This is a genomic window from Agromyces mariniharenae, from assembly GCF_008122505.1.
Taxonomy (GTDB): Bacteria; Actinomycetota; Actinomycetes; order Actinomycetales; family Microbacteriaceae; genus Agromyces; species Agromyces mariniharenae.
Genome location: NZ_VSSB01000001.1, coordinates 868,297 through 888,754, shown reverse-complemented (window position 1 = coordinate 888,754; position 20,458 = coordinate 868,297). Strand labels below are relative to the sequence as shown.

At 72.3% G+C, this 20,458-nt stretch carries 21 protein-coding genes; 14 read left to right on the top strand and 7 right to left on the bottom strand.

Annotation, left to right across the window (positions count from 1 at the left end; translation table 11 throughout):
* Nucleotides 1–88: 88 nt before the first annotated feature.
* The 4 genes from FYC51_RS04080 to FYC51_RS04065 all read left to right on the top strand — a co-directional run bounded on the left by FYC51_RS04080 (nucleotide 89) and on the right by FYC51_RS04065 (nucleotide 5,591).
* Nucleotides 89–2,146: a sensor histidine kinase gene (locus FYC51_RS04080; RefSeq protein ID WP_187432483.1), complete on the top strand. Its 2,058-nt coding sequence runs from the start codon at nucleotides 89–91 to the stop codon at nucleotides 2,144–2,146.
* A 104-nt stretch (nucleotides 2,147–2,250) separates the two neighbouring features.
* A complete protein-coding gene (locus FYC51_RS04075; protein ID WP_148732380.1) occupies nucleotides 2,251–4,320 on the top strand; it encodes a GAF domain-containing sensor histidine kinase in 2,070 nt (689 codons plus the stop codon).
* Nucleotides 4,313–4,993 carry a response regulator transcription factor gene (locus FYC51_RS04070; protein ID WP_238476201.1) on the top strand — a complete coding sequence of 227 codons (681 nt, stop codon included), beginning with the start codon at nucleotides 4,313–4,315 and terminating at the stop codon, nucleotides 4,991–4,993. Before FYC51_RS04075 ends, FYC51_RS04070 begins: the two co-directional genes overlap by 8 nt.
* Nucleotides 4,994–5,111: 118 nt before the next feature.
* Complete coding sequence (locus FYC51_RS04065; protein WP_148732379.1) at nucleotides 5,112–5,591, top strand: cupin domain-containing protein; 480 nt, start codon at nucleotides 5,112–5,114, stop codon at nucleotides 5,589–5,591.
* Between the two features lie 101 nt (nucleotides 5,592–5,692).
* Here the strand turns inward: FYC51_RS04065 and FYC51_RS04060 are convergent, their stop codons facing one another.
* Together FYC51_RS04060 and FYC51_RS04055 are read right to left on the bottom strand one after the other, a co-directional pair.
* On the bottom strand, nucleotides 5,693–7,066 hold the full coding sequence (locus FYC51_RS04060) for an NAD(P)/FAD-dependent oxidoreductase (protein ID WP_148732378.1): 1,374 nt from the start codon (nucleotides 7,064–7,066) through the stop codon (nucleotides 5,693–5,695).
* Nucleotides 7,067–7,177: 111 nt separating this feature from the next.
* Nucleotides 7,178–7,630, bottom strand: a complete 453-nt coding sequence (locus tag FYC51_RS04055; RefSeq protein WP_148732377.1) for an Lrp/AsnC family transcriptional regulator — start codon at nucleotides 7,628–7,630, stop codon at nucleotides 7,178–7,180.
* Nucleotides 7,631–7,733: 103 nt separating this feature from the next.
* Between FYC51_RS04055 and FYC51_RS04050 the strand changes: the two genes are divergently transcribed.
* A complete protein-coding gene (locus FYC51_RS04050; protein WP_148732376.1) occupies nucleotides 7,734–8,393 on the top strand; it encodes a LysE family translocator in 660 nt (219 codons plus the stop codon).
* Nucleotides 8,394–8,432: 39 nt separating this feature from the next.
* Here FYC51_RS04050 and FYC51_RS04045 read toward each other — a convergent pair whose 3' ends face one another.
* Both FYC51_RS04045 and FYC51_RS04040 read right to left on the bottom strand, forming a co-directional pair.
* Nucleotides 8,433–8,816 (bottom strand): YciI family protein, encoded by a 384-nt coding sequence (locus FYC51_RS04045; protein ID WP_148732375.1) that lies wholly within the window; start codon nucleotides 8,814–8,816, stop codon nucleotides 8,433–8,435.
* Nucleotides 8,817–8,832: 16 nt separating this feature from the next.
* Nucleotides 8,833–9,489 carry a TetR family transcriptional regulator gene (locus tag FYC51_RS04040; protein ID WP_148732374.1) on the bottom strand — a complete coding sequence of 219 codons (657 nt, stop codon included), beginning with the start codon at nucleotides 9,487–9,489 and terminating at the stop codon, nucleotides 8,833–8,835.
* 115 nt (nucleotides 9,490–9,604) lie between these two features.
* Between FYC51_RS04040 and FYC51_RS04035 the strand changes: the two genes are divergently transcribed.
* From FYC51_RS04035 to FYC51_RS04015, 5 genes are all read left to right on the top strand, one after another.
* Nucleotides 9,605–11,128: a purine-cytosine permease family protein gene (locus tag FYC51_RS04035; RefSeq protein WP_148732373.1), complete on the top strand. Its 1,524-nt coding sequence runs from the start codon at nucleotides 9,605–9,607 to the stop codon at nucleotides 11,126–11,128.
* Nucleotides 11,125–12,252, top strand: a complete 1,128-nt coding sequence (locus FYC51_RS04030; RefSeq protein WP_148732372.1) for a serine hydrolase domain-containing protein — start codon at nucleotides 11,125–11,127, stop codon at nucleotides 12,250–12,252. Before FYC51_RS04035 ends, FYC51_RS04030 begins: the two co-directional genes overlap by 4 nt.
* Nucleotides 12,253–12,348: 96 nt before the next feature.
* Nucleotides 12,349–13,584, top strand: a complete 1,236-nt coding sequence (locus tag FYC51_RS04025; protein ID WP_148732371.1) for an MFS transporter — start codon at nucleotides 12,349–12,351, stop codon at nucleotides 13,582–13,584.
* Between the two features lie 27 nt (nucleotides 13,585–13,611).
* Complete coding sequence (locus FYC51_RS04020) at nucleotides 13,612–14,091, top strand: SRPBCC domain-containing protein (protein WP_148732370.1); 480 nt, start codon at nucleotides 13,612–13,614, stop codon at nucleotides 14,089–14,091.
* Nucleotides 14,088–14,402 (top strand): ArsR/SmtB family transcription factor, encoded by a 315-nt coding sequence (locus FYC51_RS04015; RefSeq protein WP_148732369.1) that lies wholly within the window; start codon nucleotides 14,088–14,090, stop codon nucleotides 14,400–14,402. Before FYC51_RS04020 ends, FYC51_RS04015 begins: the two co-directional genes overlap by 4 nt.
* Before the next feature lie 19 nt (nucleotides 14,403–14,421).
* On the opposite strand, the gene FYC51_RS04010 is transcribed toward FYC51_RS04015, so the two are convergent.
* Complete coding sequence (locus FYC51_RS04010; protein ID WP_148732368.1) at nucleotides 14,422–14,817, bottom strand: amino acid-binding protein; 396 nt, start codon at nucleotides 14,815–14,817, stop codon at nucleotides 14,422–14,424.
* A gap of 189 nt (nucleotides 14,818–15,006) precedes the next feature.
* Between FYC51_RS04010 and FYC51_RS04005 the strand changes: the two genes are divergently transcribed.
* The 3 genes from FYC51_RS04005 (at nucleotide 15,007) to FYC51_RS03995 (ending at nucleotide 17,249) form a co-directional block, all read left to right on the top strand.
* Nucleotides 15,007–15,459 (top strand): GNAT family N-acetyltransferase, encoded by a 453-nt coding sequence (locus FYC51_RS04005; protein ID WP_187432482.1) that lies wholly within the window; start codon nucleotides 15,007–15,009, stop codon nucleotides 15,457–15,459.
* A 103-nt stretch (nucleotides 15,460–15,562) separates the two neighbouring features.
* A complete protein-coding gene (locus FYC51_RS04000) occupies nucleotides 15,563–16,645 on the top strand; it encodes a thioredoxin family protein (RefSeq protein WP_148732366.1) in 1,083 nt (360 codons plus the stop codon).
* A gap of 106 nt (nucleotides 16,646–16,751) precedes the next feature.
* Nucleotides 16,752–17,249: a hypothetical protein gene (locus FYC51_RS03995; RefSeq protein WP_148732365.1), complete on the top strand. Its 498-nt coding sequence runs from the start codon at nucleotides 16,752–16,754 to the stop codon at nucleotides 17,247–17,249.
* Between the two features lie 84 nt (nucleotides 17,250–17,333).
* Here the strand turns inward: FYC51_RS03995 and FYC51_RS03990 are convergent, their stop codons facing one another.
* A complete protein-coding gene (locus tag FYC51_RS03990) occupies nucleotides 17,334–18,278 on the bottom strand; it encodes a TIGR00341 family protein (RefSeq protein ID WP_148732364.1) in 945 nt (314 codons plus the stop codon).
* A 127-nt stretch (nucleotides 18,279–18,405) separates the two neighbouring features.
* On the opposite strand from FYC51_RS03990, the gene FYC51_RS03985 reads away from it, so the two are divergent.
* The gene (locus FYC51_RS03985) at nucleotides 18,406–19,326 is read left to right on the top strand and encodes an alpha/beta fold hydrolase (protein ID WP_222863199.1); all 921 of its coding nucleotides are present in this window, start codon (nucleotides 18,406–18,408) and stop codon (nucleotides 19,324–19,326) included.
* A 12-nt stretch (nucleotides 19,327–19,338) separates the two neighbouring features.
* Here the strand turns inward: FYC51_RS03985 and FYC51_RS03980 are convergent, their stop codons facing one another.
* Nucleotides 19,339–20,385, bottom strand: coding sequence for an NADPH:quinone reductase (locus tag FYC51_RS03980; protein WP_148732363.1), 1,047 nt, complete (start codon nucleotides 20,383–20,385; stop codon nucleotides 19,339–19,341).
* Nucleotides 20,386–20,458 lie beyond the last annotated feature (73 nt).

The window sequence follows — 20,458 nt, the reverse complement described above, 5'->3', positions numbered from 1 at the left end:
CGCCGCACACCGCATGGGGGCTGGCCGCCAAGGGGTGGTACGGATTGCCCCTCTCCCGCCGGCGCGCCATGAGGAGGACGATGGGGGTGTGCTCCGCAGGTGGGGATGGTTCGCAGCACTGGCGCCGCTGGGAGCGGCGTCCCTGCTGTACGTCGTGGTGGCGCGCGGATTCCTCGCCGGAGCGGCGGCGGATCCCAGCCTCGGCTGGCCCCTGCTCGGCATCCTGCCCCTGTTCGCGTTCAGCATGTGGCTGCTCACGGTGTCGACGGCACGCTCGGCCCTGTTCCTCGCGTGGGCGGCGACGGCGATGGCGATCGGCTCGGCCTTCGAGACGTTCAGGTTGACCAACCCCGACGTGATCGGGGAGCCGTGGTACCCGTTCTTCAACCTCGTCGAGCTGACCGCCTCGACGGTCGCGTCCGCCGCCTTCGTGAGCACGTTCGCGACGTTCCCGACGGGGATCCCCGAGCGGCGCTGGCAGCGGATCTCGGTCGGCCTGTTCTGGGTCCCGGTCGTCGTCGTCCCGCTCTCGCTGCTCGTCGTGCCGCACGTCCTCACGGTGCAGGTGCACGCCGAGCAGGGCGAGGGCATCCCGAACCCGTTCGCCCTGCCGGCCCTCGCCTGGGCCAGCCCGATCGTGTCGTGGATCGTCTACTCGTGGCCGGCGGTGTTCCTCGCCCTCGCGGTGCTGATCTCGCGGGCGTTCTTCGGGGATCCCGAGGTGCAGGCCCGCACCCGCCTGATGGCCTGGCTGACCTTCGCGATCTTCGTGAGCTACTCGCTCACGCTGTTCCTGCCCGACAACGTGCTGCTCAACGCCGTGGTGCTCGTGATCCTCACGGCGGTCCCGCTCGTGGCGATCCACGGCATCCTCCGCTACGGCGCGTTCGACGTCGCCGCGGCGGACCGTGCGCGCTCGGTCACGCGGTCCTCGAACGTGCTCATCACCGTGCTCTACGGCATCGCCGCCGTCGCGCCCGCCGTGCTGCTCGTCGATCGGATGACCCCGCTCGGCATCGCCTTCCTCACGGCGATCGTCGCGGTCGCCCTGCTTCCCGTGCGGGGATGGCTCCAGCGGTGGATCCATCGGGTCGTGTTCGGCGACCGCGACCGCCAGCTCGCGATGCTCAGCGAGCTCGGCGCGGAGCTGGAGCGCTCCGCCGACCCCGGCGACCTCCTGACGCACCTCGCGACCGCGGTCGCCGACGGACTGGGCGCGACCTGGGTGCGCATCCGCCTTGCGACCTCGGATGCCGCGCTCGCCGACTCGCCCGCGGGGGTCGCCGGCGACGTGGTGGGCGATGCGGTCGAGGGAGCCGACCTCGTGCATGCGGAGGAGTTCCTCGGCCGTATCGACGTCGGCCCGCGCCACCGCGGGGAGTACAGCGAGGCCGAGCGGACGCTGCTGCGCACGGTCGCCGGCCAGGCCGCGGCATCCGTCGCCAACGTGCGCCTCACGGCACGGCTCGCCCAGCAGCTCGCCGAGCTCACCGCCTCGCGGGAGCGCCTCGTGGCCGCGCAGGACGACGAGCGCCGGCGCCTCGAACGCGACCTGCACGACGGCATCCAGCAGGACATCGTGGCGCAGATCGCCGGACTCCGACTGGCACGGAACCGGCTCGAGCGCGGCCAGCTCTCAGCGGCCGAACTGACGGAGCTGCAGGATCTGGCGCGCCAGACCCTGACCGACCTGCGCGAGCTCGCGCACGGCATCCACCCGCCGGTGCTCAGCGACAACGGGCTGGTGGCCGCGATCGAGTCGGGCGCCGCGCGGTACCCGATCCCGCTCATGGTGCATGCAGACGCGCGGGTGCGTGCCGAACGGTATCCGGTCGAGGTCGAGACGACCGCCTACTACGTGGTGCGGGAGGCGCTCGCGAACACGGCGAAGCATGCGCACGCGACCCGCGCGTCGGTCGCCCTCGCACGGTCGAACGGGCACCTGCGCGTCTCCATCAGCGATGACGGGTGCGGCGTCGGCCCGAACGCGTCGTCGACGGCGTCGGCGACGAGCGGCGGACTCGCGAACATCCGCGACCGCGTCGCCGCCCTCCGGGGCACGGTCCGCATCTCGGCCGCCGAGCCCTCTGGCACGGGCACGACGGTCGACGTCGACCTGCCCGTCGGCGCCGAGGGAGCACGATGACCCTCCCCGGTCGGCGGCGTGCTCGAACGGGTGGGGGTCAGCCTCCACGCGAGGACACGGAAGGCCCTCTCCCGCGGACGCCCGCGCAGGAGGACCATGGAACCGTGAACCGCAGGTGGGTGTGCCTGGCGTTGCTCGGCCCGATCGGGGTCGCCGCCCTCGTCTACATCGTCGTCGTGCGGGGATTCATCGAGGCCGACGCCGACCACGGGCTCGCGTGGCCGATCCTCGGCGCGCTGCCGCTGTTCGTCCTCGGGATGTGGCTCCTCACCGTGACGAGGTCGCTCATCGCCGTGCTCATCGCGCTCGCCGCGACGGCGATCCTCGTCGGTTCCGCCTACGAGACCTTCCTCTTCCGCAACATCGAGATCATGGCGGAGCCGTGGTTCCCGCTCTTCAACCTGATCGGCCTGACCTCGGACGCCGTCGCGACCTCGGCGTTCCTCATCGTGTTCGCGACGTTCCCCGACGGCACCGTCGAGCACCGGTGGCAGCGGATCGCCGTCGGCTTCCTGTGGACCCCGCTGCTCATGGGGCCGCTGACGCTCCTCACCACGCCGCATGTCGTGATGTCGCCGTGGATCGGCATCAGCGGTGAGGGCATCCCCAACCCCTACGTCGTGCCCTGGCTGGAGTGGGCGGAGCCCATCGTCACCGTCATGTTCTTCCAGGCGTGGCCCGCCGTGATCCTCGGGCTCGTCGTGCTCGGCACCCGCGCACTGTTCGGGACGCCGGCGGTGCGGGCGCGGACGCGGGTCATGGCGATCACGATCGCCGCGGCCGCGGCGGCGTTCGCGATCTGGCCGATCCTCCCGTGGCCCGAGGTCGGGCAGTTCATCGTCTACGGGGCGCTCGTCGCCCTGCCGATCGCCGCCGTGCACGGCATCTTCAAGTACGGCGCGTTCGACGTCGCGCTCGGCGACGGCGGGCGCAATGCCGCGCGCTCCGCGAACCTGCTCATCACGGTCTTCTACGCCATCGCGGTCGCGACGCCGGCGATCCTCCTGTCGGGGCGGATCCGGGTCGTGCCCGCGGTCATCATCACGACCCTGGTCGCGGTCGCCCTGCTGCCCGTGCGCAGCTGGGTGCAGCGGTGGATCCACCGCCGGCTCTTCGGCGACCGCGAGCGGCAGCTCGAGCTCCTCGGCGAACTCGGCGCGAGCCTCGAGGAGGCCGGCGAGCCGCGCGACCTGCTCACCCGGCTCGCCGAGGCCGTGCGCGACGGCCTGGGAGCCGCATGGGTGCGGATCCGGTTGGCGACGCCCGAGGGCGCGCTCGCCGCGTCGCCCGTCGGGGTGGCGGGCGAGGCCGACCCGTCGACCGAGCCGGCGCTCACCGCCGACCTGGTTCGCGGCGACGAGACGCTCGGCCGCATCGAGGTGGGTCCGCGTCATCACGGCGAGTACAACGACGCCGAGCGGATGCTGCTGCGCACCGTCGCGGGCCAGGCCGCGGCATCCGTGGCCAACGTGCGCCTCACCGCGCAGCTCGCCGAGCAGCTCGTGGAGCTGACCGCGTCGCGCGAGCGGCTCGTGGCCGCGCAGGACGACGAGCGCCGTCGCCTCGAGCGCGACCTGCACGACGGGATCCAGCAGAACGTGGTCGCCCAGATCGCGGGACTGCGCCTCGCCCGCAACCGCTTGCAGCGCGGGGAGCTCACGCCCGCCGAGCTCAACGAGCTGCAGGACCAGGCCCGCGAGACGCTCACCGACCTGCGCGAGCTGGCGCAGGGCATCCACCCGCCGGTGCTGAGCGACAACGGGCTCGTCGCCGCCGTGGAGTCGGGCGTCGCCCGGTTCCCGATCCCGCTCTCGGTCGAGGCGGATGCCGCGGTGCGCGCCGAGCGCTATCCCGACGACGTCGAGACCACGGCGTACTACGTCGTGCGCGAGGCGCTCGCGAACACCGCCAAGCACGCGAACGCGACGCACGCGTCGGTCGAGCTCGCCCGGTCGAACGGGCACCTGCGCATCGCGATCACCGACGACGGCTGCGGCATCGGCGCGTCGGCGACGGAGGCCGCGACGGCCGCAGCGGCGTCGCACGGCGGGCTCGCGAACATCCGCGACCGCGTCGCCGCGCTGCGCGGGACCGTGCGGGTCGCGCCGGCCGACGGATCGGCGAGCGGAACGACCGTGCTCGTGGACCTGCCGGTGGGTGATCGCGTTGGATGACACGGGCGTGCTGCGCGTCGTGATCGCCGAGGACAACTACCTCGTGCGCGAGGGGCTGCGGCGACTGCTCGAGGACTCGGGCGAGATCGACGTGATCGCCTCGGTCGGGAACGGCGTCGAACTGCTCGACGCGGTGCGCCGGCTCGGCCCCGACGCCGTGCTCACCGACATCCGGATGCCGCCGGGCCACCACATGGAGGGCATCGAGGCCGCCCATGCGATCCGCGCGGCGTCGCCCGACACGGGCGTGGTCGTGCTGTCGCAGCACGCCGACGAGAGCTACGCCCTCGCGCTCTTCGACGACGGGTCGGCGGGGCTCGGCTACCTGCTCAAGGACCGGATCGGCGAGCTCGAGGACCTCGTGCACGCCCTGCGCGAGGTGCGCGCCGGCGGGTCGGTCATCGACCCGCAGATCGTGGACACGCTCGTGCGGCGCCGCAGCGCGGCGGGGGCCGCGAGCCCGCTCGCGGCGCTCTCCCCGCGCGAGCTCGAGGTGCTGCGCGAGATGGCGGCCGGCAAGACCAACGCCGGCATCGAGCAGGCGCTCTTCCTCTCGTCGTCGACCGTGGAGAAGCACGTCAACGCGATCTTCACGAAGCTGCGCCTGCCCGAGACGGGCGTCCACCGGCGGGTGGCCGCCGTGCTCGCGTTCCTGCAGAGCTCGAGCGCGTGAGCCACGTCGACGGGCTCCGTGTCCACCCCCTCCTTCACGGATGCGTCGCCGGTCTAGCCTGAGAGCGGGCCGGTCGGCGTCATCCGATCGCCGGGCCAGACGAGGGGGTCGCGACCACATGGACATCACCGACAACGGGCCGGAGCCGAACGCGTTCGACATCGAGCGGGCGACGAAGGAGAACGACACCTACCGGACGGTCGCCTGGAGTGGGAAGTACCTCCAGGTGACCCTCATGTCGATCCCGGTCGGCGAGTCGATCGGCCTCGAGGCGCACCCCGAGACCGACCAGTTCCTGCGCCTCGACGCCGGCCGCGGCCGGGCCAAGATGGGGCCGTCGAAGGACGAGCTCACGTTCCAGCAGGACGTCTCGGACGGGTGGAGCATCCAGGTGCCGGCCGGCACGTGGCACGACGTCGAGAACACCGGCGACGAGCCGCTGCGCCTCTACGTCGTGTACGCGCCCGTGCATCACGCGGCCGGGATCGTGCAGGCCACCGCCGACGATGCGGAGCGCGACGAGCAGTCGGGCCGCGACGAGCCGCCGTCGTGGGCCGCCGAGCCCGAGGGCGGCCAGCCCGAGGACGAGCACGCCTGACGGCGGGCCGGGCTGACAGCCCGACGAGCACCCATGACGGCGGGCAGCGCCGACGGCCCGACGAGCACGCCTGGCGGCGGGCCGGCGGCATCCGCTCGCACCTAGGCCGCGCGGGCCGACGGCTCGTGCGAATCCCGCGGAGCCTGCGCTCGCGTCACCGGGGCGACACTCGGCACGCCCGCGGCGACGAACGCCTCGCGCGGGGTCTGCACCGACAGCAGCGACACGATGTCGCGGCCGGCGAACAGGGCGCTGATCCAGACGAGGAGCACGCGGAACTTGCGCTCCCAGGTCGGGATGGCGAGCACGTGGTAGCCGCGGTGCATGACCCAGGCGAGGAGCCCGGTGATGACGAGGCCCTTGTACTGGAAGATCCCGCGGCCCAGGCCGAGCGTCGCGACGGCGCCCAGGCTCGCGTGGCGGTAGGGGCGCGGCCGCCGTCCGTCGAGCACGGCGACGATGTTCGCCGCCAGGCGCTTGCCCTGGCGCACGGCGTGCTGCGCGTTCGGCACGGTGGTCGCGCCCGCCACCGCGAGGTCGGGCACGGCGGCGTTGTCGCCGGCGGCCCAGGCGTCCTCGACCGGGGCGTCCTCGGTGCCGACCCGCAGGTCGGGGCGCACGACGATGCGTCCGCGCTCGTCGATGGGCAGGTCGGTGTGCTTCGCGATCACCGGGTGCGCGCCGTTGCCGGCGGTCCAGACGATGAGGTTCGCGTCGAACTCCTCGCCGTTCGACAGCACGACGTGGCCCCCCTCGAGCGAGACCGCCCGCGCACCGAGGTGGATGCGCCCGCCGCGCTGCTCGAGGTGGCGCACCACCCACGCGCCCGGTCGGTCGGTGACCTCGGGCAGGATCCGCTGGTTCGCCTCGACGAGGTGGAACGACAGGTCGGAGAACGAGAGCTCGGGGTACTGCCGCAGCAGGTCGGTCGCAAGCGAGAGCAGCTCCGAGAAGCCCTCGACGCCCGAGAACCCGCCGCCCACGAAGACGACGGTCAGCAGTCGGCGCCGCTCGGGCCCGTCGGGCAGCGCGGCCGCCCGGTCGAACGCCGTGAGCAGCCGGTCCCGGATCGCGACCGCCTCCTCGACGTGCTTCATGCCGATGGCCACGTCGTCGGCGCCCGGCACCGGGAGCTTGCGCGTGACGGCGCCGGCCGTGACGACGATCACGTCGTACGGGAGCGCGTAGTCCGGGGCATCCGCGGGGCGCACCGTGACGGTCTTCGTCGCGTGCTCGATGCTCGTCACGGTGCCCGCGACCACCTTCGTGCGCTCGAGGTGCTTGCGCAGCGAGACCGCCGCGTGCCGCGCCTCGATGGAGCCGGCGCTCACCTCGGGGAGGAACGGCTGGTAGGTCATGTAGGGGCGGGGGTCGATGATCACCAGCTCCGCCTCGTGCGGCGACAGCTGCTTCTCGAGCTTCCACGCCGTGTAGAAGCCGGCGTAGCCGCCTCCGACGATCACGATCCTTCGCATGAGCTGGTGCTCCTTTCGGTCCTTCTACCCGTTAAGACCGAATAGGAGCGTGAAATGTGACAGCGCTTGCAGTCCCGGGGTCGCGGGCGGTCGGATGCCGCGGATCCCGCGTCAGATCGGCAGCGGGCGATCGTCGACGATCGTCTTCATGACGAGCGTGGACTCGACGCGCTGCACGCCGGGCAGGGCCGCGAGCTTCTCGTCCCACAGCCGCTGGTAGGCGGCGAGGTCGCGCACCGCGACCCGCAGCAGGTAGTCGGGGTTGCCGAAGAGGCGCAGCGCCTGGATCACCTCGGGGATCTCGGCGACCGCCGCGTCGAACGCCGGGATGGTCGCCTTGTTCGCCTGCTCCATGGTGACGAACACGAGGGCGCCGAACCCGAGTCCGACGACCTCGGGGTCGATGACGGCGCGATAGCCCGAGATGGCACCGGATGCCTCGAGCGCGTGCAGTCGGCGATGGGTGGGCGACATGCTCAGCTGCACGCGCGCCGCGAGGTCGGTGAGGCTCAGGCGGCCGTCCTGCTGCAGCTCGGTGAGGATTCTCCGATCGATGGCGTCCATGAGTGGATTCTTCCACTGGAGGCCCCATTCTGGGACGAAGTTGGAAGCCTATTCCGGCCGTCCTTCCGTAGGTTCATCGTGAACGAACGGGAAGGACCCTCCCATGAACCTCGAGCTGCTGCTCGCGTGCTGGGGCATGATGACGCTCATGGTGGTCGTCCCCGGTCCCGACTGGGCCTACATCATCTCGGCGGGCATGCAGGAGCGCACCCTCGTCCCATCGCTCGCCGGCATCCTCGTCGGGTACCTCGCGGCGGTGGCCGCCGTCGCCGTGGGCGTCGGCGCGGCGGTGGCGGCGCTGCCGTGGGTGCTGGTCGCGCTCACGTTCTCGGCCGCGACGTACCTGGCCTACCTGGGCGTCAAGGTCCTGCGGCATCCGCCGGTGGTCTCGGGCGAGGCGTCCACCGCGTCGGTCGAGGGCGCAGGTGCTGCTGCGGCATCCGATCGGCCGTGGCTGCGGCTCGTGCAGGGTGCCGGCGTGAGCGGCCTGAACCCCAAGGGGCTGCTCGTGCTCGTCGTGCTGCTGCCGCAGTTCACCGACGCGGCGAGCGCCTGGCCGATCCCGGTGCAGCTCGCCGTGCTGGGACTGATCTTCGTCGCGAGCTGCGCGCTCGTGTACTCGGTCGTGGGCGTGAGCGCCCGGGCCGTGCTGCGCGCGCGGCCGTCGGCGATGCGCATCCTGTCGCGGGTCTCGGGCGCGGCGATGGTCGTGCTCGCCGTCTGGCTCGTCGCCGAGCAGGTCTCGCACTTCGTGACCGCGTGACGGTCGCGCACGCGGCGGCGCTGCGGGGCGCCTCGCGCGTCAGTCGTCGGGCATCGCGCGGCGGTCGCCCACGGGGCTCCCGGCCTTCGGGAACGCGAGCGAGTCGGCGGCGACCCACCACTCCATGACGTCGTACGCCAGCCGCCCGGCGATCACCGACGGGTCGGCGTCCGAGAGGCGCGCGGCCTCGTCGGGGTCGCACGCGAAGATCGACATTCCGCGATACGACTCGTCGCTCTGCCGGTCGAAGGGCCCGTTCACGACGAGGATGCCGCGGCGCCGCAGGTCGGCGCGGTAGGCGAGGTGCTCCGACTGCAGCGCGTCGAGCTCCGCCTCGGGCAGGTCGGGCGCATCGACCGGCCGCCGCAGCACCACGAGCGTGTAGACGTCGAACGCGTCGGGGATGTTCGGATCGCGTGCCATTGCACGATCCTAGGACTCACCCCTCGTCGGTCGCGCTCCCTCGCAGCGGGGCCGCGACGGCGTGCAGCTCGCGCGCGTGCAGGCCGAGCGATTGCTCGGCGACATCCGTCACGAACCGGGTGAACGACTCGTCGGTGAAGGTGCCGACGTTGTTCGCGTAGGCGCCGACGCCGTCGACCGCCACGAGGATCCGCACGCACGCGCCGAACGGGTCGTCGGTGCGGAACTCGCCCGCGGCGACACCCGCCTCGATGAGCGCCGTGAGGCGATTCCGGTCGAGCTCCTCCTGCTCGAGCAGGGCGTCGCCGAGGGCCGGGGTGAACCGGCACAGGTGGCGCGCGTTCAGCCAGAGGCGCGCGGCATCCCGGCCGGCGTCGCCCTCGGCATAGGCGACCAGGTGCGCCATGCGGGTCATCGGATCGCCGTCCTCAGGCACGAGCAGCTCGCGCTCATCGGTGACCGCGCGAACGAACGCCTCGATCACGAGGCCCTCGGTGATGGGGAAGTAGTGGGAGATCAACCCGGGGCGCACGCCGAGCCCCTCGGCGACGGCGCGCACCGTGATGCCCTCGAGCCCGTCGGCCAGTGCGATGCGCGCGGCCTCGCCCACGATCTCGGCGCGGCGCTCCTCGGGCTGCTTCCGGACGCGTGACGTCGCAGGGCTTGACACCATGTCCGGAATCTTATTGGATGAGCGACCAATAGCCAATTGGTCACTCGACCAATAGCAACGTCGCTCCGGCTGCCGGCGACCGCGCGCCCGGCCCCGTGCAGCCGAGAGGAGCATCGTGTCCGCCACCCTTCCCCCGCCGTCGGCCGAGCCGCGCACGACCGCCGACCCGACGACGACGGCCGACCCGACGACCACCGACGCGCCCGAGTTCGTCGACGTCGCCACCCGCCCCGAGACCCGCGGCATCGAGGTCGTACGCCCCTCGGAGCGTCACGGCCGCGCCCGCGACCTCTTCGCCGTCTGGGCGGCGCCGAACGTCAGCGTGCTGAACTTCACGATCGGCGCGACGATGATCCTGCTCGGCCTCGAGCTCTGGCAGGCGCTCGCCGTGATCGTCGTCGGCAGCCTCCCGTGGATCCTCACGGGGATCGTCGCGATCAGCGGCCCGGCGGCCGGTACCTCAGGGTCGGTCGTCAGCCGGGCGATGTACGGCATCGTCGGCAACAAGGTCGTCATCGCGCTGACCGGCTGGCTGCTCTCGGCGGTGTTCCTCGCGCTCAACTGGCTCGCGTCGTCGTTCCTCGGCGCCGAGCTGCTCGCCGGCGCCGGGCTCACCGACCCGGTGCTCGTGCCGGTACTCGTCACCGTCGTCGTGTCGGCGATCACCGTGCTCGTCGCCGTGTACGGGCACGCGCTCATCCTTCGCACGTACCCCGCGGTGACGATCGCGCTCGTCGTCGTGTTCCTCGCCGCGACCGCGTTCTTCCTGCCGCACGTGGACTGGGGCTACCGGGCGCCCGCGCCGCTCGAGGGCGTCGCACTCTGGTCGGCCGTGACCGTCGGCTTCACGATCCTCGCCGCGACCCCGCTGTCGTACATCAACAGCCCGGACATGGCCCGCTACCTGCCGCGATCCACGAAGCCCTCGCACATCGTCGCCGCCACGGCGCTCGGCGGCGCCCTGCCGAGCATCCTCTTCACGGGCGTCGGCGCGCTGCTCGCGACCGGGCTGGATGCCGCGGCGATGGACGCCGGCATCGAATCGGGCATGCTCGGGCTCTTCCCGGCCTGGTTCGTGCCGATCTTCGTGATCGCGGTCATCGTGAACACCGTCGCGCTCAACGGCATGACGACCTACACGTCGAGCATGGCGCTGCAGTCGATCGGCATCCCGTTGAAGCGCATCCCCGCCGCCATCGTGGTCGGCGTCATCGGCACGGCGCTCACGATCTACCTCGTGATGTCGACGAGCCTCCTCGGTGCGGTCAACCTCATGCTGCAGGTGCTCGTGGTGGTCATCGCGCCCGCCATGGCGATCTACGTCACCGACATCGCGATGCGCCGCAACCGCTACGACGGCGTCGAACTGCTCGACCAGGAGCGCGGCGGCCCCTTCTGGTACCGCGGCGGCTGGAACGTGGCGGGCATCACCGCGGCCGTCGTCGGCGGCCTCGCCTCGTCGCTGTTCCTCACGACGGATGCCTGGGCCGGCCCGATCGCCGAGGCGATGGGCTACCTCGACCTCTCGGTGCCGGTCGGCGTGGTGGTGGCCGCCGGGCTCTACCTCGGGCTGTCGCGCTCGCGTGTGAACCGTCCCGCCCTGGATGTCCCGGCGCCGGATCGGGGGCCGCGCGCATGAGCCGTCCCACGCTCGACACGTGGCAGGAGGCGCCGCACAACCGGTGGGCGTTCGCGCACCTCGGCGAGGTCGTGCCGTCGGCGACGATCGCGCGGCGGCGGCCCGCGTCATCCGCGGCCACCGTGCACCTCGGTGCGCTGGAGCCGCACGTGCCCGACCTTCGCGACCGGCTCGAGTCGACGTTCACCGACGCGTTCCTCGTGCTGCGCGGCGACGAGGTGGTCGCCGAGTACTTCCGTGCGGGCTTCGCGCCCGACGACCGGCACCTGCTCATGAGCGTCTCGAAGTCGCTCTGCGGGCTGGTCGTCGGTGCGCTGGCGGATGCCGCGGCGCTCGACCCGGCGCGACCGGTGACCGACTACGTGCGCGAGCTCGCGGGCTCCGCCTATGACGGGCCGACGGTCCAGCATGTGCTCGACATGGCGATCGGCATCGACTACCGCGAGGACTACCTCGACCCGGCCGCGGAGGTGCAGCGGCACGACCGCTCGGCCGGGTGGCGCACCCGGCTCGAGGACGACCCGGTCGACACCGCCGAGTTCCTGACGACGCTGCGCGGCAACGGCTCGACGGGCACGTTCCAGTACTGCTCGGCGAACACCGACGTGCTCGCGTGGATCGTCGAGCGCGTCACGGGCCTCCGCTACGGCGAGGCGTTGTCGGAGCTGCTCTGGTCGAAGCTCGACGCCGATCGGGATGCCACCATCACGGTCGATCGCGCCGGCTTCGGGTTCGCGAACGGCGGGGTGTCGTGCACGGCTCGCGACCTGGCCCGCGTCGGCCGGGTCGTACTCGACGGGGGCGTGGCCTCCGGCGGTCGCGTGGTCTCCGAGGACTGGGTGCGGGCGATCCTCGCGGGGGGATCACCCGACGCGATGCCGCCGTCGGGCTTCACCGAGGTGTTCCCGCGGGGCTCGTACACCCGGCAATGGTGGTGCACGGGCAACGAGCGCGGCAACGTGAGCGGCATCGGCATCCACGGGCAGAGCCTCTGGCTCGATCCGCGCACCGATGCGGTGATCGTGAAGCTGTCGTCGTGGCCCGAGCCCGACGGGCCCGACCTGAATCGGGCGCAGTCGGAGCTGCTGCTCGACGTGAGCGAGGCGCTCGACCGGCTGCGCTGAACCGTACGGCTTCCAATATGCAACTCAGGGGTTGCATGGGTCTGATCGATATGCAACTCTAGGGTTGCAGAACTTCGAGGCAGACGAGGAGCCGACATGACGATCACCGCAGCGCCGCAGCCGACCACCCGGGCCACCACCGTGCTCGCCGTCCTGTTCGCGGGCGCGTTCACCATGGGCTGCGCCGAGATGCTCGTCGTCGGCATGATCGACCTGATCGCCGCCGACCTCGCCGTCTCGGTGCCCATGGCGGGCGTGCTCGTCACGGCGAACGCACTGGGGCTCGCGATCGGCGGACCGCTGCTCACGTTCCTCGTGACGCGCTTCGACCGTCGGCACGTGCTGATCGCAGCGACCGCCGTGTTCGTGCTGGCGAACCTGCTGCCCGCGCTCATGGCCGACTACCCGGTCTTCGTCGGCGCCCGCGTCGTGATCGGCGCCGTGCAGGGACTGTTCATCGCCGCGGCGATGGTCACCGCGACCTCGATCGTGCCGCCCGAGCGCACCGGCCGGGCGATGGCGGTCATCATCTCGGGCTTCGCGATGTCGAGCGCGCTCGGGCTGCCGATCGGCACGCTGCTGGGGCAGGCGGTCGGCTGGCGCGGCTCCTTCGTCGCCGTCGTCGTGGCGGGCGCCGTCGTGCTCGTGCTCGCCGTCATCGTGCTGCCGTCGGTGCCCACGCCCCGCGGCAGCGGTGCGATGGGCCAGGCGCGGCACGCGTTCGCGCCGCGCGTCCTCGCGGTGCTCGCGGTGAGCTTCCTGACGTTCGCGGCCATGCTCGCCGCGATCACCTACCTCGTGCCGTTCCTCGACCAGGTCACGGATGTCTCGGGGCCGGCGGTCTCGATCTACCTCCTCGTCTACGGCGTCGCGACGGCCGTCGGCTCGTTCGGCGGCGGCCGGTTCGCGGATGCGAACGCATCGCGCATGCTCATCGTCGGCGCCATCGGCGTGTCGGCGTCGCTCGTCGCCCTGCTCGCCTTCGGATCGAACGCGATCGGCACGGCGCTCGCCGTGCTCGGCATCGGCCTGTTCGGCATGGCCACGGGGCCGTCGATCCAGCATCGCGTCGTGAGCCTCGCCGGACCCGGCGCGCCGCTCGCGTCGTCGCTGCCCGCCTCCGCGGTGAACGCCGGCATCGCGTTCGGCGCGTTCGCGGGCGGCCTGGCGATCGACGGCGGGGGCGTCCGGCTCGCCGTCGTCGCCGGCATCGCCATCGCCGTCGTCGCGATCGCCGCCGCGTGGGCGACGAGCGCGCTGAGGCCCACGGCCGCGGCATCCGTCACCGTACCCGCTCACGCGGCATCCGTCACCGAACCTCCGACCCGGTGACGGCACATCCCAATGAAAGGAACCATCATGGAGCACATGACCGACAACCCGGCATCCGTCATCGACGAGGGCCAGTTCACCGTGCGGCGCACGATCCACATCTCCGCCCCCGTCGAGAAGGTCTGGTCGGCGGTGACCGAGCCCGAGCACATCTCGAAGTGGTTCGGCCGAGCCGAATTCGGCGGCGCCGGCGTCGGCGCGACGGGCACGCTGACCTTCGATGGCAACGGCGCCGTGCCGGTGCGCATCGAGGCGATCGACGCGCCGCGCATGGTCTCGTACCGCTGGGGCAACGACGACGCGAGCGGCGTGGTGCCCGAGCAGCTCGACGACCATGCGACCGTGTTCACCTTCACCCTCGAGTCCGTGTCGAACGGCACCCAGCTCACCGTCGTGGAGACCGGGTTCGACATGACGTCCGACCCGGCCGCGAACATGGAAGCGCACCGCGCGGGCTGGGACGGCGAGCTCGACAAGCTGGTCGCCCTGCTCGAGGGCAGCGCATGACCCAGGCGCTGGTCCCCGTGTTCGCCGCACTCGGCGACGAGACCCGGTGGAGCATCCTGGCGGCACTCGGCGAGGGCGACGCGTCGGCGTCCGCCCTCGCCGGGCGCCTGCCCGTCACCCGCCAGGCCATCGCCAAGCACCTCGCCGTGCTGCAGGAGGTCGGCCTCGTCGAGCCCGTGCGGGTCGGTCGCGAGGTGCGCTACCGCGTGATCGGCTCGCAGCTCAGCGACACCGCGCGCCGCCTCGACGCCATCGGCGCCGAGTGGGACCGCCGGCTCGCCGCGATCAAGGAGCTCGCCGAGGGGCTCTGAGTTCGGTGCGGGCCGCGGCCTACATCATCGCCTGCAGCAGCTCCGCGGTCTTGGCGTCGTCGCTCGTCGAGAGCACGAGGCGACTGTCGCCGGCCACATAGACGAACGAGATGTTCACGTCGGCCTCGGCCAGCGCTCGCGCCATCCTGCCGAATCCACCTGGCGTGGCGACCCACTCCTCGCCGAGCGGCGGACTGATGAGCACCTCGGTCTCGCGATCGACCGTGATGCCCGCTCCCTCGAGTGCGGTCCGAGCACGTGCGGCGTCGTCGACGAGGATGTGCACCGTGCTCCGCCCTCCGTCGGCCATTGCGCACAGCCCCTCGATGTTGACGCCCGCGTTGCCGAGCGCCTCGCCGAGTCGTGCCGCTTCACCGGGCTTGTCCTCGAGGGTCAGGTAGAGATCCTTCGCCATTTCGGCACCTCCTTCCCAGTGACCTCAGGTCTACGCCCACGCCGGTGGGGCGTCAATGGACATGAGGAAACCTCAGTCTCGGAAACCAGGCCGTGGTGGCACCGGCGTGGCGCTGTCACAATGGCGGGACCTGACTGGTCCTCGTTCATGAGCGGCTCGACCGAGCCGAGAACGGAGCGGAGGGGCGCGATGAACACCGGCGATGATTCCGAGCGGTTCGAGTATCCGGATGCCGCGGGGTATCCCGACGGGAGCGGCACCCTCGACGAGGGCACCGCGGCACTCGTCGACGAGGTGACCGCCGACGCGCTGCGCGCGGTCGACACGCCGTCGGAGGACGCCGACGCCGAGATCGAGGTGCGCCGCGACGACGAACGGGGCGTCTTCGCCGCGACGCTCGAGGGCAGGGAGATCGCGACCATCCGCTACGACCTCGACGGCGACCGGATCACCCTCATCACCACGACGGTCCAACCCGAGTTCCGAGGCCGCGGCATCGCGACCGACCTCATCGCCGACGCGCTCGACGACCTCCGCGAGCAGGGCACGCGCTTCACCGTGCTCTGCCCGGTCGTGGCCGCGTTCATCGCCGGGAACCCCGAGTACGCGGGCCTGGCGGACGCGGGGGACTCCGGCGCCTGATCCCCACCGCCCCGGGCCGCGCGGGCGCACCTTGCGGAAGCCGCGTGGCGGGACGACGATCGACCATGACCCGGGCGACCGACCATCAGCACGGGAGGCTCACATGTCCGATGACGACCGCGGCGACGCATCCGCCGCCGACGCCGTGATCGCGCGGGAGGGCCGCGGCGGCCTGTTCCGCTCGCTCGCCCACCGGCTGGCGGGCGACCACGACGTGCTGCCCGACGAGGGGCGCCTGCCCTCGTTCGGCCGCGCGACGAGCTGGCTCAACTCCGAGCCGCTGACGCCAGAGGCCCTTCGCGGCCGGGTCGTGCTCGTCGACTTCTGGACCTACACCTGCGTCAACTGGCTGCGGACCCTGCCCTACCTGCGGGCCTGGGCCGAGAAGTACCAGGACGCCGGGTTGACCATCGTCGGCGTGCACACCCCCGAGTTCGGGTTCGAGGCCGACCTGCGGAACGTGATGGCGCAGACCCGGAACCTCGGGATCCGCTACCCGGTCGCGGTCGACAGCGACTACGGCGTCTGGAACGAGTTCGCGAACCGCTACTGGCCGGCGATCTACCTCGCCGACGCGAGCGGCCGGCTGCGGTTCCACCACTTCGGCGAGGGCGAGTACGCCATGACCGAGATGGCGATCCAGCAGCTCCTCGTCGAGGCGGGGGCGCGAGACCTCGACACCGACCTCGTCCTGGTGGAGCCGCAGGGTCTCGAGGTGGCGGCCGACTGGCGTTCGCTGCGGAGCCCCGAGACCTACCTCGGCTACCGGCAGAGCAGCGGGTTCCTCTCGGAGCACGGGGAGTACTACGACCGCCGGCACGTGTACTCGGGCGGGCGCCGGCTGCTCACCAACACGTGGGACCTCACGGGCGACTGGACGGTCGCGAGCCACGCCGCGGTCCTCAACGAGCCGGGCGGCCGGATCTCGTTCGCCTTCCACGCCCGAGACGTCAACCTCGTCATGGGACCGGTGGATCCCGGAGCCTCCGTGCCGTTCCGGGTCACGCTCGACGGTCAGGCCGCGGGACGGTCGGGTGGGACCGACGTCGACGACGACGGCCGGGGCGTGGTCACCGAGCAGAACACGTACCAGCTCGTCCGCCAGGCGGGCCGGGTCGCCGATCGCGTGATCGAGATCGACTTCCTCGAGGCCGACGTCGAGGCGTACTGCTTCACGTTCGGGTGAGCGCTCCGGCGGTCTCCCTGTGGGCGGGTCGGGGCAGGCCGATGGGCCGGTGTTCCGCATGGCGGGTCGCTTGACGCTCCGCTGGTCGCGGACGAGGATCGGTTCCGTGCGGCGATGGTCGATCCTGATCGCCGCGGCGGCGGCGATCGCCGGCATCACCGGGTGCGCCGGCACATCCGAGCCTCTCGAGTCCGACTCGGACAGCACCAGCGCGGCGTCGAACCCGTCGAGCGGCGATGACTACGTCCTGAGGGTGAATGAGCTGTGCCGTGCGCTCGTCGCGGATTCCATCGCCGTTCGCGGCGGCGCCGAGCTGTCGCTCGAGAGCTATCTCGACCTGAAGTCCGAGCGCGTCAGGCTGCGCACGGCCTTCGACGACGCGGTCGAGTCGATTCCGGTCGCCGAAACCGAGCAGGATGCGGCCGACCTCTTCGATGCGTACCGCGCGTGGTCCGATGATGCCGAGGCGAAAATCGCCGCCGCGGCGGAGACGGGCGATACGGCGACGTTCGAGGCCGCTGTGGACGAGTACGGCGAGGCGGTCGCGGCCACGACCTGGAAGCAGGACCTCGCCGCCGTCGGCATCAGCTGCCCGGCGCGGTGAGGAACGAGACAGGGCGTACGAACCGGCGGCGGCCCCGCGGCATCCGTTGCGGCGTCGGTGAGGACTTGCCGATCGTTGTCCGGGTCAGGACTGCATTCGAGTTCGCTGGCGCGTCCGCGACATCCGCTGCGCGGCGAGCTGCACCGTCAGGGTGAGCGAGCCGGCGACGACGATCGAGGTCAGGTTGATCAGCAGCTGCAGGGTCGCAGGCCCGGCCTCCTCCCACGCGCCGACGGACACGGCGACCGCGATCGCCGCGGCCGCGGGGATCGTGGTCACCGAGATGAGCACGCCGATCAGGGCGCCCGACTTCGCGGACGTGAGCGAGAGGATGCCGGCGATGCCCGCCAGGAAGGCCACGATCCAGCTGAGCGCGTCGGGCGACCAGATGAACTCGGTCGACGGATGCGCCTCCACGAACGGGTTCCCCCGGAACACGCCGACCGACCGCAGGATCGCCCCGAAGGCGATCGTCACCACGATGGCGAACGCGAATCCGGTGAGGAGCGTCATGACCGAGCGCCATGCGATGCGCGGCCGACGCCGCACGATGCCGACCGCGATCGCTGCGAGCGGTCCGAACTCGGGTCCGACCACCATCGCCCCGACGATGAGGATCGGCTGGTCGATCACGACGCCCACCGCGGCGATCATCGTCGCGATCGACATGAACGTGAGGAACGTCGCCGAGAGGCGCACCTCGTCGCTCGTGCGGGCCTCGACCTCCTCCCAGACGACGGCGTCGTCCTCGCCGCCGAAGTCCTCCTCCCGGCTGCTGCGGCCATCGATCCTGAGGTCGAGGTGCTCGGCCGAGATGGAGCCCGACTCGCCGAGCCCGACGGCCTCCAGCCGCTCGAGCAGGTCGCTCGCCTCGGTGCGATCGACATCGAACAGCACCACGTCGCCGGCCGGCGACACCCCGGCACCCGGATGCACGACGAGGTTCGTGACCTCATGGGCGGTGTCGGCGATCACGGCGTCGACCGCGCCGCGGAGTTCGGGCGGGACGATCAGCCGGACGTGAAGCACGTCGCAAGTCTCGTCGATCGCGGGTGGCGCGCCGGCCTGCCACGCCCGGGATGCGCGGTCGGTGAGCGAGCGGCTCGCCGGGTCCGTTCGATGCACGGGTGTGGGCGGGTCGGGGCAGACTGAGCGGATGACGCGGAGCGACGTGCAGCGCATGCGAGTCTCGCGGTCCGACGGGGCCGAGCTGGCGGCCGAGGTGATCGGCGAGGCTGGCCATCCGCTGCTGCTCCTCGTGGCCGGCGCGGACTGCTCGATGGATTGGTGGCGGCCCGAGTTCTGCGCCGAGCTCGTCGCGCTCGGGCTCCGCGTGATCCGCTACGACCAGCGCGGCACGGGGGAGACGACGCTCGGCCCTCGCGGCACGCGGCGCGAGGGGCTGCCGACGGCGCTCGGCGACGCGCTCGCCGTGCTCGACGCGGCACAGGCGATCGACGCGGCTGCCGCGGGCTCCGGGCCCGCCGCCGGCACGGCCGCCGACGCGCGCGCCGACGCGCACTGGGTCGCGTTCTCGGCCGGCGGGTGGGTCGCGCAGCTCGCGGCGCTCGACCATCCCGATCGCGTCCGGTCGCTGACGCTCATCTCGACGCGGCCGACGGGCCCGGGGTCGGCCGACCCCGACCTGCCCGCGGTCGCCGATCGACTGGCGGCGACGTGGGCGCATCCGCGGCCCGAGCCCGACTGGACCGACGAGGCGGCCGTCGTCGACCACCTCGTCGACGTCGATCGCGACTACGCGGGCGACGAGTTCGACGAGGAGCACGAGCGGGCGATCTGGACCGCGACCGTGCGTCGATCACCCGGGATGCACCGCGACGAGGGCGGTGCCGACGTGTTCGACGCGACGGTGCGCTGGCGGGAACGACTGGGCTCGCTGCGCGTGCCGACGACGGTGCTGCACGGCACCGCGGATCCGTTGTTCCCGCTCGGGAACGGCGAGGCGCTCGCTCGCGAGATCCCCGGCGCGCGATTCGCGTGGATGCCGGGCGTCGGGCACGAGCTGCCGCCGCGGGCGTGGCGTGCGGTCGTCGACGCCGTCGCGTCGCCGCGTTGAGCTTCGGCCGGCCTACGAGGCCGCCTTCGCGGCATCCGCTGCGACGTCGATGAGGACCTTGCCGACCGTGCCCGCCTCGACCGCGTCGTGGGCCTCGGCGGTGCGCTCGAGCGGGAAGCGCGTGAGCGGCAGGCCCGCGTCGTCGCCGACGGGCAGCGCGCCGTCCGCGACGGCCCGCGTGATGTCCTCGGCCGCCGCTGCGAGCGCGGCATCGCCGACGGTGTAGAGCAGCAGGAACTGGTACCGCACGTTGAGGGAGAAGTGCCGGCGGACGTCGAGCGTCATCTCGGTGCCGCCATCGGTCGCGTAGACCGAGACGGATCCGTGGTTCGCGAGGATCCGGCCGTTGAGTTCGCCGTTGCGCGCGGGGGAGACCTCGACGACCTGGTCGACCCCGTGGGGCGCGATCGCGCGGATGGCCTTCGCCGCGTCATCCGTGCGGTAGTCCACGACGTGGTGCGCGCCGGCCGCGGTGGCGAGCGCGGCCTTCTCGGGCGAGCTCACCGTGGTGATGACCTGCGCGCCCGACCAGCGCGCGAGCTGGATCGCCGCGTGCCCGACCGCGCCGGCGCCGCCCGCGACGAGCACGATGCGTCCGTCGAGGGCGCCGGGTCCGAGTCGAGTCGGGCCGTCCTCGTGCACGCTGAGTGCTCGATGCGCGGTCATCGCCGGCACGCCGAGGGATGCCCCGAGCTCGAAGCCCGCGGCATCCGGCAGGTGCACGACCCGCGCGGCCGGCAGCACCGCGAACTCCTGCGCCGTGCCGGTCGGACGCTCGTGCGCCGCGAGGAACACCCACACCCGGTCGCCGACCGCGAACCCCGTGACGCCCTCGCCGACCGCGTCGACGACGCCCGCGCCGTCCTGGTTCGGCACGACCTCGGGGAACGGCGCCGCCCGCCCTGCGCCGGCCCCGGCGCGGGCCTTCCAGTCCGTCGGGTTCACCCCCGACACGACGACGCGGACGCGCACGTCGCCGGGTCCCGGCTCGGTGAGGTCGCGCTCGACGAGCTGCAGGACGGACGACGGGCCGGTGTGCGAGTACGCGATCGCTCTCATGCTGGTGGCAACGCCTCGGCGGCGGTCCTTCTTCCGCGCTCGTGTCGATCCGGCCTCCCGACGGACGCGAGGC

Coding starts and splice junctions, on each gene's coding strand:
- FYC51_RS04040 (WP_148732374.1), bottom strand. CDS start 9,489: ATGGTGTCAAGCCCTGCGACGTCACGCGTCCGGAAGCAGCCCGAGGAG.
- FYC51_RS04050 (WP_148732376.1), top strand. CDS start 7,734: ATGAACCTCGAGCTGCTGCTCGCGTGCTGGGGCATGATGACGCTCATG.
- FYC51_RS03985 (WP_222863199.1), top strand. CDS start 18,406: ATGACGCGGAGCGACGTGCAGCGCATGCGAGTCTCGCGGTCCGACGGG.
- FYC51_RS04000 (WP_148732366.1), top strand. CDS start 15,563: ATGTCCGATGACGACCGCGGCGACGCATCCGCCGCCGACGCCGTGATC.
- FYC51_RS04020 (WP_148732370.1), top strand. CDS start 13,612: ATGGAGCACATGACCGACAACCCGGCATCCGTCATCGACGAGGGCCAG.
- FYC51_RS04030 (WP_148732372.1), top strand. CDS start 11,125: ATGAGCCGTCCCACGCTCGACACGTGGCAGGAGGCGCCGCACAACCGG.
- FYC51_RS04005 (WP_187432482.1), top strand. CDS start 15,007: ATGAACACCGGCGATGATTCCGAGCGGTTCGAGTATCCGGATGCCGCG.
- FYC51_RS04010 (WP_148732368.1), bottom strand. CDS start 14,817: ATGGCGAAGGATCTCTACCTGACCCTCGAGGACAAGCCCGGTGAAGCG.
- FYC51_RS04065 (WP_148732379.1), top strand. CDS start 5,112: ATGGACATCACCGACAACGGGCCGGAGCCGAACGCGTTCGACATCGAG.
- FYC51_RS04055 (WP_148732377.1), bottom strand. CDS start 7,630: ATGGACGCCATCGATCGGAGAATCCTCACCGAGCTGCAGCAGGACGGC.
- FYC51_RS04015 (WP_148732369.1), top strand. CDS start 14,088: ATGACCCAGGCGCTGGTCCCCGTGTTCGCCGCACTCGGCGACGAGACC.
- FYC51_RS03980 (WP_148732363.1), bottom strand. CDS start 20,385: ATGAGAGCGATCGCGTACTCGCACACCGGCCCGTCGTCCGTCCTGCAG.
- FYC51_RS04025 (WP_148732371.1), top strand. CDS start 12,349: ATGACGATCACCGCAGCGCCGCAGCCGACCACCCGGGCCACCACCGTG.
- FYC51_RS04045 (WP_148732375.1), bottom strand. CDS start 8,816: ATGGCACGCGATCCGAACATCCCCGACGCGTTCGACGTCTACACGCTC.
- FYC51_RS04060 (WP_148732378.1), bottom strand. CDS start 7,066: ATGCGAAGGATCGTGATCGTCGGAGGCGGCTACGCCGGCTTCTACACG.